Source organism: Aeromicrobium sp. (assembly GCF_023146395.1).
Lineage (GTDB): Bacteria > Actinomycetota > Actinomycetes > Propionibacteriales > Nocardioidaceae > Aeromicrobium.
Map to the genome: position 1 here is coordinate 1 of NZ_JAGLCD010000007.1, position 15180 is coordinate 15180.

General features: G+C 71.9%; 11 protein-coding genes. 2 read left to right on the forward strand and 9 right to left on the reverse strand.

The genetic code is table 11. The features are described 5' to 3' along the window. Positions 1-33: 33 nt before the first annotated feature. The 5 genes from pcrA to KAG51_RS06035 form a co-directional block, all read right to left on the reverse strand. Entirely contained in the window at positions 34-2391 is a 2358-nt protein-coding gene (pcrA, locus tag KAG51_RS06015) for a DNA helicase PcrA (RefSeq protein ID WP_290581665.1), read from the reverse strand. A 44-nt stretch (positions 2392-2435) separates the two neighbouring features. Continuing rightward, on the reverse strand, positions 2436-3854 hold the full coding sequence (gene zwf, locus KAG51_RS06020) for a glucose-6-phosphate dehydrogenase (RefSeq protein WP_290581667.1): 1419 nt from the start codon (positions 3852-3854) through the stop codon (positions 2436-2438). Positions 3855-3901: 47 nt separating this feature from the next. Next, positions 3902-5140, reverse strand: a complete 1239-nt coding sequence (locus KAG51_RS06025; RefSeq protein WP_290581669.1) for a hypothetical protein — start codon at positions 5138-5140, stop codon at positions 3902-3904. 102 nt (positions 5141-5242) lie between these two features. Then, the gene (locus KAG51_RS06030) at positions 5243-5929 is read right to left on the reverse strand and encodes a response regulator transcription factor (RefSeq protein WP_290581671.1); all 687 of its coding nucleotides are present in this window, start codon (positions 5927-5929) and stop codon (positions 5243-5245) included. Then, a complete protein-coding gene (locus KAG51_RS06035) occupies positions 5916-7190 on the reverse strand; it encodes an ATP-binding protein (RefSeq protein ID WP_290581673.1) in 1275 nt (424 codons plus the stop codon). The genes KAG51_RS06030 and KAG51_RS06035 overlap by 14 nt, the downstream gene beginning before the upstream one ends. A gap of 130 nt (positions 7191-7320) precedes the next feature. Here KAG51_RS06035 and KAG51_RS06040 point away from each other — a divergent pair, with 130 nt between their 5' ends. Further along, positions 7321-8733, forward strand: coding sequence for a PspC domain-containing protein (locus tag KAG51_RS06040; RefSeq protein WP_290581675.1), 1413 nt, complete (start codon positions 7321-7323; stop codon positions 8731-8733). Further along, on the forward strand, positions 8730-8915 hold the full coding sequence (locus KAG51_RS06045; RefSeq protein ID WP_290581677.1) for a hypothetical protein: 186 nt from the start codon (positions 8730-8732) through the stop codon (positions 8913-8915). Before KAG51_RS06040 ends, KAG51_RS06045 begins: the two co-directional genes overlap by 4 nt. On the opposite strand, the gene KAG51_RS06050 is transcribed toward KAG51_RS06045, so the two are convergent. The 4 genes from KAG51_RS06050 to KAG51_RS06065 all read right to left on the reverse strand — a co-directional run bounded on the left by KAG51_RS06050 (position 8899) and on the right by KAG51_RS06065 (position 15177). Continuing rightward, complete coding sequence (locus tag KAG51_RS06050) at positions 8899-9909, reverse strand: glycerophosphodiester phosphodiesterase family protein (protein ID WP_290581679.1); 1011 nt, start codon at positions 9907-9909, stop codon at positions 8899-8901. The genes KAG51_RS06045 and KAG51_RS06050 overlap by 17 nt on opposite strands. A gap of 27 nt (positions 9910-9936) precedes the next feature. Continuing rightward, positions 9937-11436, reverse strand: coding sequence for a gamma-glutamyltransferase (locus tag KAG51_RS06055; protein WP_290581681.1), 1500 nt, complete (start codon positions 11434-11436; stop codon positions 9937-9939). 53 nt (positions 11437-11489) lie between these two features. Then, positions 11490-13097, reverse strand: coding sequence for a glutamine-hydrolyzing GMP synthase (gene guaA, locus KAG51_RS06060; protein ID WP_290581683.1), 1608 nt, complete (start codon positions 13095-13097; stop codon positions 11490-11492). A 358-nt stretch (positions 13098-13455) separates the two neighbouring features. Beyond that, positions 13456-15177: a GMC family oxidoreductase gene (locus KAG51_RS06065; protein WP_290581685.1), complete on the reverse strand. Its 1722-nt coding sequence runs from the start codon at positions 15175-15177 to the stop codon at positions 13456-13458. Between the last annotated feature and the right edge of the window lie 3 nt (positions 15178-15180).

The window sequence follows — 15180 nt, forward strand, 5'->3', positions numbered from 1 at the left end:
ATCGTCGCTCGCAGAGCTCGCGAGATCGCTCGACTACAGCTTCTCGAGCTTGGCGTACCTCAGGATCAGCCGCTTGACCCCGGCAGAGCCGAAGTCGACCGACGCCTGCATGTTCTGCCCGCTGCCGTCGAGCGAGACGACCGTGCCCAGACCGAACGTGTCGTGGGTGACGCGGTCGCCGGGCTCGAACGAGGCGACACCGGTCATGTCGGCCGAGCGCGAGACCGAGCGCGAGCTGAAGGTCTCGGCGCGACGCGTCGTGACCGACGGGGTGGACGGCATCCACTGCGTGGGCGGGCTGGCCTCGCGCCGCCAGTCGACGAGCTCGTCCGGCACCTCGTCGAGGAAGCGCGACGCGGGGTTGTAGGCGGGGGCGCCCCAGGCCGACCGGCTCGTGGCCCGCGTGAGGTAGAGGCGCTCGCGGGCCCGCGTGATGCCGACGTAGGCCAGCCGGCGCTCCTCGGCCAGCTCGTCGGTATCGGCGAGCGAGCGCATGTGCGGGAAGATGCCGTCCTCCATGCCGGTCAGGAACACGACCGGGAACTCCAGCCCCTTGGCGGTGTGCAGGGTCATGAGGGTCACGACGCCGTCACCCTCCTCGGGCAGCGAGTCGGCATCGGCCACGAGGGCCACCCGCTCCAGGAACGCGTCGAGTGATCCCGGTGCGAACGGTGCGGCGTCGTCGACCTGCCCCTCGGTGGGAACGTCCGGCTCCGCCGCGACCCCCGGCTCGTCCTCGTCGATCGTGGCAGCGGCCGTGACGAACTCCCGCGCCACCGCGACGAGCTCGGCGAGGTTCTCGACCCGGGTCTCGTCCTGCGGGTCGTCACTGGCCTCGAGGGCGGCCAGGTACCCGGTGCGGGTGAGCGCCGCCTCGAGCACCTGATCGGCCGGTGCACCGTCGGCCGCCATCGTGCGCAGGTCGTCCATGACCGTCTGGAACTCGCGGACGGCATTGGCCGACCGGGTGGCCAGCTCGCCCACCTCGTCGACACGGCGCATCGCGTCGGTCAGGCTGATGCGCTCGCGGGAGGCGAAGCCCTCCAGCGCGGCCTCGGCGCGCTCGCCGATCCCGCGCTTGGGCTCGTTGACGATGCGCCGCAGCGAGACGACATCACGCTCGTTGGCGATGGCGCGCAGGTAGGCCAGCGCGTCGCGGACCTCCTTGCGCTCGTAGAACCGCACGCCACCCACGACCCGGTACGGCAGGCCGACCCGGATGAACACTTCCTCGAACACCCGGCTCTGCGCGTTGGTGCGGTAGAACACCGCGACCTCGGCCGGGGTGACGACCGAGTCGTCGGTGAGCTCGTCGATCTCGTCGGCGATGAACTGCGCCTCGTCGCGCTCGTCGTCGCCCACGTACCCGACGATCGGCTCGCCCTGCCCCGCGGCGGACCAGAGATTCTTCGCCGGCCGGTTCTCGTTGCGGCTGATGACCGCGTTGGCGGCCGACAAGATGGTCTGGGTCGAGCGGTAGTTCTGCTCCAGGACGATCGTCTCGGCGTGGGGGAAGTCCTGCTCGAACTCCAGGATGTTGCGGATCGTGGCGCCGCGGAAGGCGTAGATCGACTGGTCGGAGTCACCCACGACCATGAGGTCGGTCTCCGGGTCGCTGAGCTCACGGATGAGCTGGTACTGCGCGTGGTTGGTGTCCTGGTACTCGTCGACCAGCACGTGGCGGAAGCGGCGCCGATACGCCTCGGCGACGGCCGGGAACGCCTGGAACAGGTGGACCGTGTGCATGATCAGGTCGTCGAAGTCCATCGCGTTGGCGGCGGCCAGACGGCGCTGGTACTCGCCGTACACCTCGGCGAAGGTCTCCTCGGTCGGCGTCGCGGCCTGGCTGCGGGCCGTCTCGTGGTCGACGAGCTCGTTCTTGTGGTTCGAGATCCAGTTGAGAACCGCCCGGGGCGCGACGCGCTTGGGGTCGAGCTGCAGGTCGCGGCACACGAGGGTCACGAGGCGCTTGGCGTCGGTGGCGTCGTAGACCGTGAACGAGGACGTGAAGCCCAACGTCGTGGCCTCACGTCGCAGGATCCGCACGCAGGCCGAGTGGAACGTGGAGACCCACATGGCTCGGGCCGCGCCACCGACGGACTCCGCGACCCGCTCGCGCATCTCGGCCGCGGCCTTGTTGGTGAACGTGATGGCCAGGATCGACCCCGGGGTGGCGCCCCGGGCCGCCATCAGCCAGGCGATGCGGCGGGTCAGGACCCGGGTCTTGCCCGACCCCGCTCCGGCGACGACGAGGAGCTGTCCGGGCTCGTGCCCGACCGCCGCCCGTTGCGGGTCGTTCAGGCCCTCCAGGAGCGTCTCCGACCGGGGCCGGCGGCGCTCGGAGGGGGTCGCCGGGGTGCGGGCTTCGGGCACGGGAAAGGGCAGCGTCATCGTCGTCCCAGCCTAGTCGCCGGCCCCGACAGCCCCGGGTGGGGTCAGCCTCGCCAGCGCCGCTCGAACGGGAGCCGCCAGCGTCGCGGCGCCATGAGCTCGAGCGCGGCCTCCGGGCCCCACGACCCCTGCGGATAGGGCTGCACCGGCGGCGGGTCGTCGAGGATCGGCTGGCTGACCTCCCAGAGCCGCTCGATGCCCTCGGCCGTCGTGAAGAGGGTGCGCTCGCCCATCATCGCGTCGTGGATGAGCCGCTCGTACGCCTCGAGGACGTCACCGGAGTGGCCGGACTCCTGCATCGCGAACTGCATCGAGAGCTTGTCGAGCGTCATGCCCGGCCCGGGTCGCTTGCCGTAGAACGACAGCGACATGCGCGAGGAGTCGGCCAGGTCGAAGGTCAGGTGGTCCGGGCCCGACCGCCCCACGCCCGAGCCCTCGGGGAACATCGACTTGGGTGGCTCGTTGAACGCGATCGAGATGATGCGCGCACCCTCGGCCATGCGCTTGCCGGTGCGCAGGTAGAACGGGACTCCCGCCCAGCGCCAGTTGTCGATCTCGGCCTTCAGCGCCACGAAGGTCTCGGTGTCGGACGCCGGGTCGACGCCCTCCTCGTCGCGGTAGCCCGCGTACTGACCCCGCACGACGTCGCCCGGCTCGAGGGGCTTCATCGACCGGAAGACCTTGTTCTTCTCCTCGCTGATCGAGGCGGAGTCGAGCGAGGTGGGCGGCTCCATGGCCATGAACGCCAGCACCTGGAACAGGTGCGTCACGACCATGTCCTTGTACGCGCCGGTGCCCTCGTAGAAGCCGGCGCGCCCCGAGACCGACAGCGTCTCCGGGATGTCGATCTCGACGTGGTCGATGAAGTTGCGGTTCCAGATCGGCTCGAACAGGCCGTTGGCGAACCGGAACGCCAGGATGTTGAGCGCGGCCTCCTTGCCGAGGAAGTGGTCGATGCGGAAGATCTGCTCCTCCTCGAACACCTCGTGAATCGCGGCGTTGAGGCTGCGCGCGCTGGCCACGTCGGTGCCGAACGGCTTCTCCATCACGATGCGGGAGCGCTCGACCAGGTCGGCGCGGTCGATCAGGTGCACGACGTCGAGCGCAGCGGCGGGCGGCACGCTCAGGTAGTGCAGCCGTCGCACGTCCTCACCGAGCGGCGCCTCGAGCTCGGCCGCCTTCTCCCGCAGCGCCTCCGGACCGTGTCCGAGCGGCAGGAACGACAGCTTCTGCGCGAAGCTCGCCCAGACGTCGGTGCGGACCGGGCGGGTGCTGAACTCCTTGCACGCCGCGAGCGCGAACTCGCGGAACTCCTCGTCGCTGTACTCGTGGGTCGAGACCCCGAGGATGCGTGCCTCGCCCACGAGGTGGGACTCCACGAGGTGCATGAGCCCCGGCAGGAGCTTGCGCCGGGCCAGGTCGCCCGTGGCCCCGAACAGGACGATCAGGTGCGGCTGCTTCATGCTGCTCAGGCTAGTGCGGGGTCATGACGCGCGCGTGAACACGACGATCAGCCCGAGGAACGCCGCTGGTCCTGCTGCTCTTCGAAGATCAGCAGCGCCTGGGCGCTGATCCGTTGCTGGGCCTCCTCGAGCGACACCCCGCTGCTCTCCAGCAGATAGGCGCCGAACGGGGAGAAGCACAGGAACTCGGGCCACAGGGTCAGCCCGGGGGCGTCCTCGTCCTGGTTCGCGAGGCAGACGGCCTCGTCGAGACCTGGGGGCGGGTCGGCCTGGACCAGGCCCAGGCCCGTTCCCTGGTCGACGAACGCGTCGAGGAGAGTCCGCGCACCCTCGTCGTTCTCGGTGGCGTAGAGCGACGTGACGTTCGACGCGACCCGGGAGACGCCAGCCCGGCTGAACGCGCGGGCGATGCCGTCGGCGTCGATCTGACGGGTCTGCGCGGCGTGGCTGCCCGCGACGTAGGCGGTCGAGGAGAGCCCCCCGCTGCTGTCGGGCGCGAGCGTCAGGCCCCACAGACCCGTGGGGTCGAGGTCGCGGACGCGCGGGGTCGCGGGGATCGCGACGGGGTCGACGTCGTCGAGGGCGAGCTCCTGGTCGGCCAGGAAGTCGGCGGCGTACGCCCGGGCGTCGTCCATGTCGCCGTCGATGTCGTACACCCAGGCGTAGGCCAGGAACGGGCCGTACGCCCGCAGGACGTAGACCTGGTTGGCGATGTCCGGCGTGGTCGTGACGACGGCGACCGCCTGGTCGTCCGACGCGACCGGCTCGACGACCATCGACGCTCCCAGGCCGGTCGGGTCCGGGGCGACGAGGGCCGCGGCACCGGCCTGCACCGCTGCCTCGGCGGCTGCCGCGTCGGGAAGCTGCACGAGCGCGGTCGTGATCCAGGCGTCACCACCGGTGTCGACCCGCCGGGTCAGCAGCCCGGTCTGCGCACCGGCGGCCACGACGGGCGCGCCCACCTCGCTCAACGCGAAGTCGTAATCGCCCGGGCCGACCAGCGCACCGGTCTCGACGCCGAAGCGGTCGAGTCCGGATCGCAGCTGCTGCGGCAGCACCAGGTGCCGGCCGAGGTCGTACGCGGCGACGAGCTGCGAGCTCGCCGCCGTCAGCGCCGTCGAGACGTCGGTCGCGGTGGGATCGATCCGGCCGAGGTCGAGCGCGTCGGGGTCGAACGTCGACGCGGGCGTCGGGTCCGGATCGGGGTCCTGGTCGTCCCCGCACGCCGTCAGGACCGACACCAGCACCGCCGCCGTGGCGAGCATCGCGACCGTGCGCCTCGACATCGCCGACCCCCTGGTGCTCGTCCCGCGGCGAGCGGGAGCCATCGTGGCGCCGCGCCGACGCGCGGCGACCGGCCAAAGTCTAGCCAGGGCTGGCGCCGGCCGTCAGATCAGACGACGGTCGTTCGCCCAACGAGTGAGCTCGTGCCGGCTCGACAGCTGCAGCTTGCGCAGGACGCTCGAGACGTGGGTCTCGACGGTCTTCGGCGAGATGAACAGCTCCCGCGCGACCTCCTTGTAGGCGTAGCCGCGGGCGATGAGCCGCATGACCTCCCGTTCGCGCTCGGTCAGCCGGTCGAGGTCGGAGTCGACCTGCGCCACCTCGAGATGACCGGCGAAGGCGTCCAGGACAAATCCGGCCAGCCGCGGGCTGAACACCGCGTCGCCGGCGGCCACGCGCCCGATCGCGTCGACCAGCTCCTGGCCCGAGATCGTCTTGGTGACGTACCCGCGGGCCCCGGCCCGGATCACCCCGATCACGTCCTCGGCCGCGTCGCTGACCGAGAGCGCGAGGCAGCGCACCTCGGGCGCCGTGGTCGACAGTCGCCGGAGCACCTCCAGGCCGCCGCCACCGGGCAGGTGGACGTCCAGCAGGACGACGTCGGGCCGCGACCGGGCGATGACCTCGACCGCGGTGTCGACGTCGCCCGCCTCACCCACGACGTCGACGGACGTCGCGACCTCCGACCGCACCCCGGTCCGGAACATCGCGTGGTCGTCGACCAGCACGACCCGCAGCGGCGTCGGCTCGGACCCCGTGGGGCTGGGGGTGGTCGGGTCAGACCCGGTCATGCTCGCTCCTGGTGTCGGTCGAGGTCTCGGCCTCGAGGTGGCGGTCGCTCCGGCGCGGGAGGACCATCCTGATCTCGGTGCCCGCCCCGGGCGCCGAACGGACGTCGGCCCGGCCCCCGTGCCGGTGCAGGCGATCGACGATCGAGCCGCGCAGGCCCATGCGATCGGGGTCGACCGCGGCGGGGTCGAAACCCGTGCCCCGGTCGCGCACGAAGACCTCGGCCATCGCCGGCGTCACCTCGGCGAAGACGTCCACCCGGTCGACGCCGGCGTGACGTGCCGCGTTGAGCACGGCCTCGCGCACGGCCCGCACGAGGGCCGCGAGATCGGGATCGACCGGAGCGTCTCCCACGACGACGAGCTCGACGGCGACGCGGTGATGGTCCTCGACCTCGTCAGCCGCGGCCCGCAAGGCTGCGTTCAGCGTGGAGTCGGCCAGGTCGTCGCCGCCGTACAGCCAGGCCCGCAGCTCCCGCTCCTGGCGCCGCGCGACGGTCGACACCGTGGCCGGGTCGTCGGCGTACTTCTGCAGGAGCGAGAGCGTCTGGAGCACCGAGTCGTGCAGGTGGGCGGCGACGTCGGCCCGCTCCTGCGAGCGGACCCGCTCCCGCCGCTCCTCGCCCAGGTCGGCGACCAGAGAGGCGATCCAGGGACCGGCCACCAGCGCCACCCCGATCAGCGCCACCGCGATCGCGACCCCGGCATCGGCCAGCGAGGACCACCCGCCCTCGACCGTCACGGTGAACGCGGCCGCAGCACCGAGGATGCCGATGCCGACGACGACCCGGACGATCGACCACCAGCGCAGGTGGCTCATCCCGCCGACGTCGTCCAGGCCCCGCCACATGACCGCGAGGCCGGCGCCGCCGATCGTGAGCGGCACCAGGACGTTCCAGGCGATGCCCCGACCCGAGAGCTGCAGGGCCAGGCCCACGCCGGCACCGAGCGCGAGGACCGCGACCGCCCGGGTGTGGTCGACCCACGAGGTGGTCCGCGGCGGGCGCAGGCCGCGGCGCACCGCGGCCTCCAGGCCCGGGCTGGCGGCGTCCTCGGCCATCGGCAGGAAGCGCCAGAGCAGCAGGTACGCGACGATGCCGGTGCCGTTGACGGCGGCCGTGACGGTGAAGGCGAGGCGCACCCAGAGGGTGTCGACCCCGAGGTGCTCGGCGACGCCCGCACTCACGCCCGACAGCAGTCGGCGGCCGGCCGGCCGATGGGCACGGCGCACGGGCGGCACCGGGCGCGGGGAGGACGGGGTCACCCCCTGATCGTCACACGTCGCCTCGCGCGGCACCATGAGGGAGCCGCCCCGGCTCACCCCGGGTCATCTCAGGGTCGGATCAGGGTCGGCCCCGATGGTCCGAGCCGGCTCCCGACACCACGATGGAACCATGAACCAGACCACGACCCCACCGCCTCCGCCACCCGGCGGCCCCCACGCCTCAGGCACCGGTCCAGGCACCGGCCCCGACGCCGAGCGCCTGCGGTCGATCACGTCCGCCCGGCGCGCCACGGACGGCCGCCTGCTCGCCGGCGTGGCCTCCGGGGTGGGTCGTCAGCTCGGCATCGACCCGATCATCGTGCGCATCGTGCTCGTCGCCCTGTGCTTCGCCGGACTCTCCGGACTGATCCTCTACGCGGTGGCGTGGTTCGCGCTGCCGAGCGACGACGGTCGCCCGAGCGTCATGGCCGACTGGTTCCGGCTCGGCGACAGCGAGCCGCAGGTGCGGGTCGGCGCACTCGTGGCCGGGGGGCTCCTGGCCCTGGTCGCGATCGTCGGCGACGCCGACTGGTACTGGGGCGGGCCCCCGATCGGGGCGCTGTGGCTCGCGATCCCGGCCCTGTTCCTCTACTGGGTGTTCGCCGTGCTGCCTCGGCGCCGAGGTGGCGGCCGCGCCCCGACGACGCCCGGGCCCGTCGGTGCGCCTCCCGCGAGCGGCCCGACCGGCTACCCGCCGCCGCCGGCCACGCCCTCCGTCGCAGATCCCGGTGCGGATGCGGCCGAGGATCAGGAGCCCGACGACGTCGCCGGCGACCCGACCGACGCCACCGCGCGCGACGAGGACGTCGCGGCGGACCCGGACGAGCCCGCCACCACCAGCGATGCCGCCACCAGCGACGCCACCACCAACGACGGGGCCGGGAGCGACGACGTCCCCCCGCCACCGGCACCGCACACCGTGGTCGGTGGACCCCAGCCGCGACCGTTCGCGCCCCGCACGCCGCCCACGCTCTTCCTGGCGACGATGTCGGTCGTGCTCATCGCGCTCGGCGGGCTCGCCACGGTCCATGCCGCGGCGGGTCTGGACCTCCCGGCGCAGACCTACCCCGCCGTCGCGCTCGGCATCGTGGGTGCTGGCCTCCTCGTCGGCGCCCGGTGGGGACGCAGCATCGCGCTGGTTCCGGTCGGGATCGTGCTGGTGGCCGTGCTCGGCGCGATCGGCCTGGTCCCCGACGGTCCCATCGGCGACGTGCGCCGCGCCCCGTCGACCGCGGCCGCCGTCGACTCGCGGTACGAGATCGGTGCCGGGAGCCTGCGGCTCGACCTCGCCGGGGTCCGCGACCCCGAGGAGCTCCTGGGTCGCACCATCGTGGTCGACGGCGGGCTCGGCCAGGTGCGCGTCATCGTGCCCGACGACCTCCCGATCACCGTGCGGGCGACCATCGTCGGTGGTCAGATCCGGGCCCTCGGCGAGGAGACCTCCGGCCGGGGCGCGAGCCTCGACGTCGTCAGCGACGAGCGGCCCGCCCTGGTCCTGGTGATCGACCAGACCCTCGGACAGATCGACGTGGAGCGAGCATGAACCAGCACCCCTTCAATCCCTGGAGCTTCGTCGCCGGAGCCCTCTTCCTGCTCATCGCGGCAGCCGGGGCGTTCGTCACGGCCGACCTCGCCAGCCCGCGGGACCTGCTGACCGCGGCCCCCGTGGCCCTGATCCTGCTCGGCGTGGGAGGCCTGGCGCTCACGTTCAAGCGGACGTCGTGAGCCCCAGGGCCGCCCGGGCGACGCGGGTGTCGTCGGCGAAGAAGCCGTCGACGCCCGCGTCGATGAACACCCGGTACTCGGCCAGCGCGTCGCCGGGCGCCGCCTTGTCGTCACCGAGCCGGAAGTCGGCCGGCAGGAAGTTGTTCTCGCTGCGCATCGTCCAGATGTGCACCTGGAGTCCCACGCGGTGCGCGGCGTCGACGAGCCCCGTCTCCCCCGTCAGCCAGTGCCCCGTCCGCCGGCCGACCACGAGGCTCTTGTTCGGGCCGATCACGTCGGCGTAGGTCGCGATGTCGGCCAGGGCCTCCGGCGTCGTCAGGTCGTCGTAGGTGCGGGGGTCCCTCGCCTCGATGAAGTCCCAGGGCGCGCCCTTGCGATCGAGCAGCTGGGTCAGGGGCAGCGGGGTACGGGGGCGCAGGGCGCGCAGGTTGCGCGTCTCGAAGGACTGGATCACGACCGGGACCGGCGCGTCCAGGCGGTTGAGGTCGCGCCGCTCCAACGTCGCGACGACCCGGTCGTCGAGGTCGAGCCCGAGGCCCCGGAAGTAGGTGGAGTGCTTGATCTCGAGGCACACCCCGACTCGGCGGTCCGCCGCCGCGGCGATGTCGAGCACGTCGTCGAAGGTCAGGATCTCTGCCGAGAGCCCGATGTTCTGCGGTCGCAGCTGCGGCAGCCGCTCCCGGGTCCGCAGGGTCCTGAGCTCGGCGAGCGTGAAGTCCTCGGTGAACCACCCCGCTCGGGGGATGCCGTCGACGAACTTCGCCGTCTTGCGGTGCGCGAACTCGGGTCGATCGGCGACATCGGTCGTGTCACCGATCTCGTTCTCGTGCCGCACCACGAGATGACCGTCGGCCGTGCAGACCAGGTCGGGCTCGATGAAGTCGGCCCCCCACGCGATCGCGAGCTCGTAGGACGCCCGGGAGTGCTCGAGCCGGCACACGGGAACACCGCGATGACCGATCACGATCGGTCGACTCACGATCGGCCGGGCCACGATCCCATCATGCCACCGCGCAGGGCGTCAGCGGTCGAGACGGACCAGTCGCACGGCGCCGTCGCGCCGCGGGTCGGCGGCCGCGACGAGGTGACCGTCGGGCCGGCGCAGCGTCGCGGCCACACCGCCGAAGTACATCGAGGGCTCGGTCTCGACTTTGACCTCCTCGGTCGGGCGGCCGGCGCGGTGCACGTGCACCCGGGGGTGGTTGACCGCGGCCTGGAGCCCCAGGCCGCCGTTCACGAATCCCGCGACGGCCTGGACGATCGCGGTCGTGATGCGGTCGGCGCCCGGTGAACCGATCGCCAGGGTCGTGCCGTCGTCGCGCCGGCCCACGGTGGGCGCCATGTTCGAGAGCAGGCGCGTGCCCGGGGCCAGACCGTGCAGACCCCTGGGGTTCAGCTCCTGCTCGCCGAGGCAGTTGTTGAGCCAGATCCCCGTTCCCGCCGCGATCATGCCGGAGCTGTAGCCGGACGAGACCGTCACGGCGCAGGCCAGACCCGCGGCGTCGGTGGTCGACACGTGCGCCGTGGACCCGGACTCCAGCGCCGCGAGCCCGCCGGTGTCGACCTGCGCCAGCAACGTCGCCGCCTCGGCCGCGAGGTCGGCCGCACCTTCGAGTCGGTCCAGCCTCGCGGCGAGCACCGCGCGCTGGACGCGCACCACGTGATCGACGTCGGCCTGGCTCCAGCGCAGGTCGGTCAGCGGGCTCCGCGGGTGACCGTCGAGCAGGGCCAGCATCGCGGCGACGCATACCCCGCCCACCGCGGGCGGAGGATTGGTGCCGAAGGTCCAGTCCCCCAGGCGGGAGGCGAGCGAGGCACGCACGACCGGCCGGTACGCCGCGAGATCGGCCGCACCGAGGAGACCGCCGCGGTCGAGGACGTCGGCGCTGATCGCGCGCGCCAGGTCGCCTTCGTGCATCGCCCGGGGACCTTCGGCGGCGATGATCTCGAGCGTCGCCGCGAGGTCGGGCACCACGACGGCCCCGGTCGTGATCTCGCCGTCGGCGTCGTGCACGATCGCCCGGCTCGCGGCGTCCCAGCCGAAGATCGACTCGTGCACGTACTCCAGGTAGTACCGCGACGCGGCGCTGAGCCGGAAGCCCGACCGGGCCACGTCGATCGCCGGCCGCACGAGCTCGGCCCACGGCAGCGAGCCCCAGCGCGCGTGCGTCTGGCCGAGCGCGGCGACCGACCCGTGGGTCGCGACCGCCCCGGGACCGACCGTGATCGTGACGCCACCGCCGTAGCCCGTGTCGACGTCCCACGTGCCGCCACCGAGCTCGGTCGTGTCACGGCCCGGCATGTCCATCCAGCCGTCGATCGTGACGGGTGCAGAGCCGTCGCCCGGCTGCACCGTGACGAAGCCGCCCGAGCTCAGCGAGACCAGACCCACCTCGTTGACCATCGTCACCAGCACCGCGGCGATCGCGGCGTCGACCGCGTTGCCGCCCGCCCGGGCGATCTGCTCCCCCGCGTCGGCGGCGACCTCGCTCGGTGCGGCGATCGCGACGTCGGTACTCACGGTCGGGGGCTCACGGTTTGGGGCTCACGGCACGAGCCCCCAGACGCGCTGGCTCACTCCCACTCGATCGTGCCCGGCGGCTTGCTCGTGACGTCGAGCACGACGCGGTTGACCTCCCGCACCTCGTTGGTGATGCGGGTCGAGATCCGTTCCAGCAGCTCGTGCGGCAGGCGGCTCCAGTCGGCCGTCATGGCGTCCTCGCTGGAGACCGGGCGCAGCACGATCGGATGGCCGTACGTGCGCCCGTCACCCTGGACCCCGACCGAGCGCACGTCGGCCAGCAGCACGACGGGGAACTGCCAGATGTCGGCGTCCAGACCCGCCGCGGTGGTCTCCTCGCGCACGATCGCGTCGGCGTCGCGCAGGATGCGCAGCCGGTCGGCGTCGACCGCGCCCACGATGCGGATCGCGAGGCCCGGACCGGGGAACGGGTGCCGCCCGACGATCGCCTCGGGGATGCCCAGCTGGCGTCCGACCTCGCGGACCTCGTCCTTGAACAGGGCTCGCAGGGGCTCGATCAGCCCGAACTCCAGGTCCTCGGGCAGGCCGCCGACGTTGTGGTGGCTCTTGATGTTGGCTGCACCCTCGCCACCGCCGGACTCGACGACATCGGGGTAGAGCGTGCCTTGGACGAGCCACTTCACGGGCGGGCCCGGCGTCGCGAGGATCTCGCGCTCGGCGGCCTCGAACGTGCGGATGAACTCGCGCCCGATGATCTTGCGCTTCTCCTCGGGATCGCTGACCCCCGCGAGGTGCCCGAGGAACTGCTCGGCGGCATCGACGACCTTCAGGTCGACCCCGGTCGCGGCGACGTAGTCGTGCTCGACCTGCTCGGCCTCCCCCTGGCGCAGCAGACCGTGATCGACGAAGACCGCCGTGAGCTGGTCGCCGATCGCGCGCTGGACCAACGCGGTCGACACCGCGGAGTCGACCCCGCCCGACAGCGCCGAGATGACGCGGGAGTCCCCGACCTGCTCGCGGATCAGGGCGACCTGCTCCTCGACGATGTTGGCGCTCGTCCACGACTGGCGGCACCCCGCGATCTCGACCAGGAAGCGTTCGAGCACCTGCTGGCCGTGCTCGCTGTGCAGCACCTCCGGGTGCCACTGCACGCCCGCGAACCCGCGGCCGGTGTCCTCGAAGGCCGCGACGGGAGCACCACCGGTGCTCGCGAGCACCGAGAAGCCCTCCGGGGCCTGCGTCACGGCATCGCCGTGGCTCATCCAGATCCGGTGCGACGGCGGGATCCCGTCGAGCAGCACGCCCCCGGACACGACCGAGACGTCGGTGCGGCCGAACTCCGAGAGTCCCGTGCGCGCCACGGTGCCGCCGAGGGCCGCGGCCATCGCCTGGAAGCCGTAGCAGATGCCGAAGACGGGCACCGTGCCGTCGAGGACGCCCGCGTCGAGCTGTGGTGCGCCGGGCTCGTACACCGACGACGGCCCACCCGACAGGATGATGGCCGCCGGCTTCTTCGCGAGCATCTGCGCCGCCGGCATCGTCGAGGGCACGATCTCGGAGAAGATGCGGGCCTCGCGCACCCGGCGCGCGATCAGCTGGGCGTACTGGGCGCCGAAGTCGACCACGAGGACCGTGTCGTGCTGGGCCTCCGCGACTTCCTCGGGGGTGGCCTCGGGCGTGGTGGCAGGTGCGTCGGTCACACCGGCGATCCTAGCGGCCGAAAAACTTCTCGAGACCCCGCGTAACCCCCTGCTCCGCCCCTCGTTGTTTGGAGTGGATCTGACACATTCTCCCTCCCGTCAGATCCACTCGTGCCCGCTCCTCGTGGCACAACAGGGCCCGGTCACTTTCTCCCTCCCGACCGGGCTCTGTGCTTTGCAGGAGCCGCACCGCGAAAAAGTTGGTCCGCTCCCGCAGCAGGTCTCTCCCGACCAGCCGCGGGGGCGGACCGCTCGCCTTCCCCATGTGTCCGCCAGATGTGCGCGCAAACGGGGCTCAGAAGTGACTCCTGGGCTGCGTCTGCGCGCACATCTGGCGGGCTATCGCGCCCGCGCGACGCTAGTTGACGATGGGCAGGCGCAGGGCGCCCGGAGCGTCGTCGGGCACGACGGGGTTCTTGGGCGCGACGGGCTCGAGGCGGCGATAGCCCTCGGTCACGCCGGGTCGCGTGTCGGTCTCGCCCTTGTTGGGCCAGAACGACATCGCCCGCTCCGCCTGGGCCGTGATCGTGAGCGACGGGTTGACCCCGAGGTTGGCCGTGATGGCCGAGCCGTCCACGACGTGAAGACCCTCGTGGCCGTAGAGCCGGTGGTACGGGTCGATGACCCCCGTCTCGGTGCTGTCACCGATGCAGGCACCGCCCATGAAGTGGGCGGTCAGCGGCACGTTGAACGGCTCGCCGATCGTGCCGCCGGCCGTGCCCGGCATGTGGTGCGCCATGCGCTGCACCGCTTCGTGCCCCTCGGGGATGAACGACGGGTTGGGGGCTCCGTGGCCCTGGCGTGACGTCAGGCGCTTGCGCCCCAGGATGCCGCGCTTGGTGTACGTCGTGATCGAGTTGTCGTGCGTCTGCATGACCAGGGCGATGACGGTGCGCTCCGACCAGTGCCGCAGGTCGTAGAGCTTGAACAGATTGCGCTTCTGGTTCCACATCTCGCGCAGCCAGACCCGCCAGCGGGCCTTCGGGCCGCTGCCGTCGGTGAGCACGGTCTGCATCAGCGACATCGCGTTCGAGCCCCGACCGTAGCGGACGGGCTCGATGTGCGTGTGCTCGTTGGGGTGGAACGACGAGGTGATCGCCACGCCCTCGCTGTAGTCGATGTCCTTGCCGTCCGAGATCGCGCCCAGGAGCGCCTCGGAGTTGGTGCGGGTCAGCAGGCCGAGCCGCTGCGAGACGTGCGGGAGGTCGCCGGAGTCGCGCATCTTGTGCAGGAGCTTCTGGGTGCCCATCGTGCTGGCGGCGAAGACGACCTGGCGGGCCCGCAGCGTGCGGTGCGGTCGGAAGCGCTTGTTGGTGCGCCGCGTCTCGACCTCGTAGCCCCCACCACCGGCGAGGGGCCGGACGGCCGTGACCGTCGTGAGCGCGTGGACCTCCGCGCCGTTCTGCTCGGCCAGGTAGAGGTAGTTCTTGACGAGCGTGTTCTTGGCGTTGTGCCGGCACCCGGTCATGCACTCGCCGCAGTTGATGCAGGCCTTGCGATCAGGCCCTGCGCCGCCGAAGTACGGGTCGCCCATCTCGGCACCCTGCTCGTCACCGAACAGCACGCCGACCGGCGTGTGGTGGAACGTGCCCTCGACGCCCATCTCGGTGGCGACCTGCTTGATCAGCCGGTCGGCCTCGGTCTCGTAGGGATAGATGCTCACGCCGAGCATGCGCTTGGCCTGGTTATAGTACGGCGCCAGCTCGGCGCGCCAGTCAGTGATGTGGCCCCACGCCGGATCCTTGTAGAACGGGTCGAGCGGCTCGTACAGCGTGTTGGCGTAGACCAGCGAACCACCGCCGACCCCGGCGCCCGACAGGATCAGGACGTCCTTGAGCTTGTCGATGCGCTGGATGCCGTAGCACCCGAGCTGCGGCATCCAGAGGAACTTGCGCAGGCGCCAGGAGCTCTTCGCGAAGTCGTCGTCCTCGAACCGCTTGCCGGCCTCCAGGACCGCGACCTTGTAGCCCTTCTCGGTCAGGCGCAGCGCCGAGACGCTGCCACCGAAGCCCGAGCCGATCACGATGACGTCGTAGTCGACGTCCGCGCCCTCGTCGGATTCCAGGATCTGGTCAGTCATGCG

Excerpts from the sequence above, each read along its gene's own strand:
- pcrA (WP_290581665.1), bottom strand. The coding sequence starts at position 2,391 with ATGACGCTGCCCTTTCCCGTGCCCGAAGCCCGCACCCCGGCGACCCCC.
- zwf (WP_290581667.1), bottom strand. The coding sequence starts at position 3,854 with ATGAAGCAGCCGCACCTGATCGTCCTGTTCGGGGCCACGGGCGACCTG.
- KAG51_RS06025 (WP_290581669.1), bottom strand. The coding sequence starts at position 5,140 with ATGTCGAGGCGCACGGTCGCGATGCTCGCCACGGCGGCGGTGCTGGTG.
- KAG51_RS06030 (WP_290581671.1), bottom strand. The coding sequence starts at position 5,929 with ATGACCGGGTCTGACCCGACCACCCCCAGCCCCACGGGGTCCGAGCCG.
- KAG51_RS06040 (WP_290581675.1), top strand. The coding sequence starts at position 7,321 with ATGAACCAGACCACGACCCCACCGCCTCCGCCACCCGGCGGCCCCCAC.
- KAG51_RS06045 (WP_290581677.1), top strand. The coding sequence starts at position 8,730 with ATGAACCAGCACCCCTTCAATCCCTGGAGCTTCGTCGCCGGAGCCCTC.
- KAG51_RS06065 (WP_290581685.1), bottom strand. The coding sequence starts at position 15,177 with ATGACTGACCAGATCCTGGAATCCGACGAGGGCGCGGACGTCGACTAC.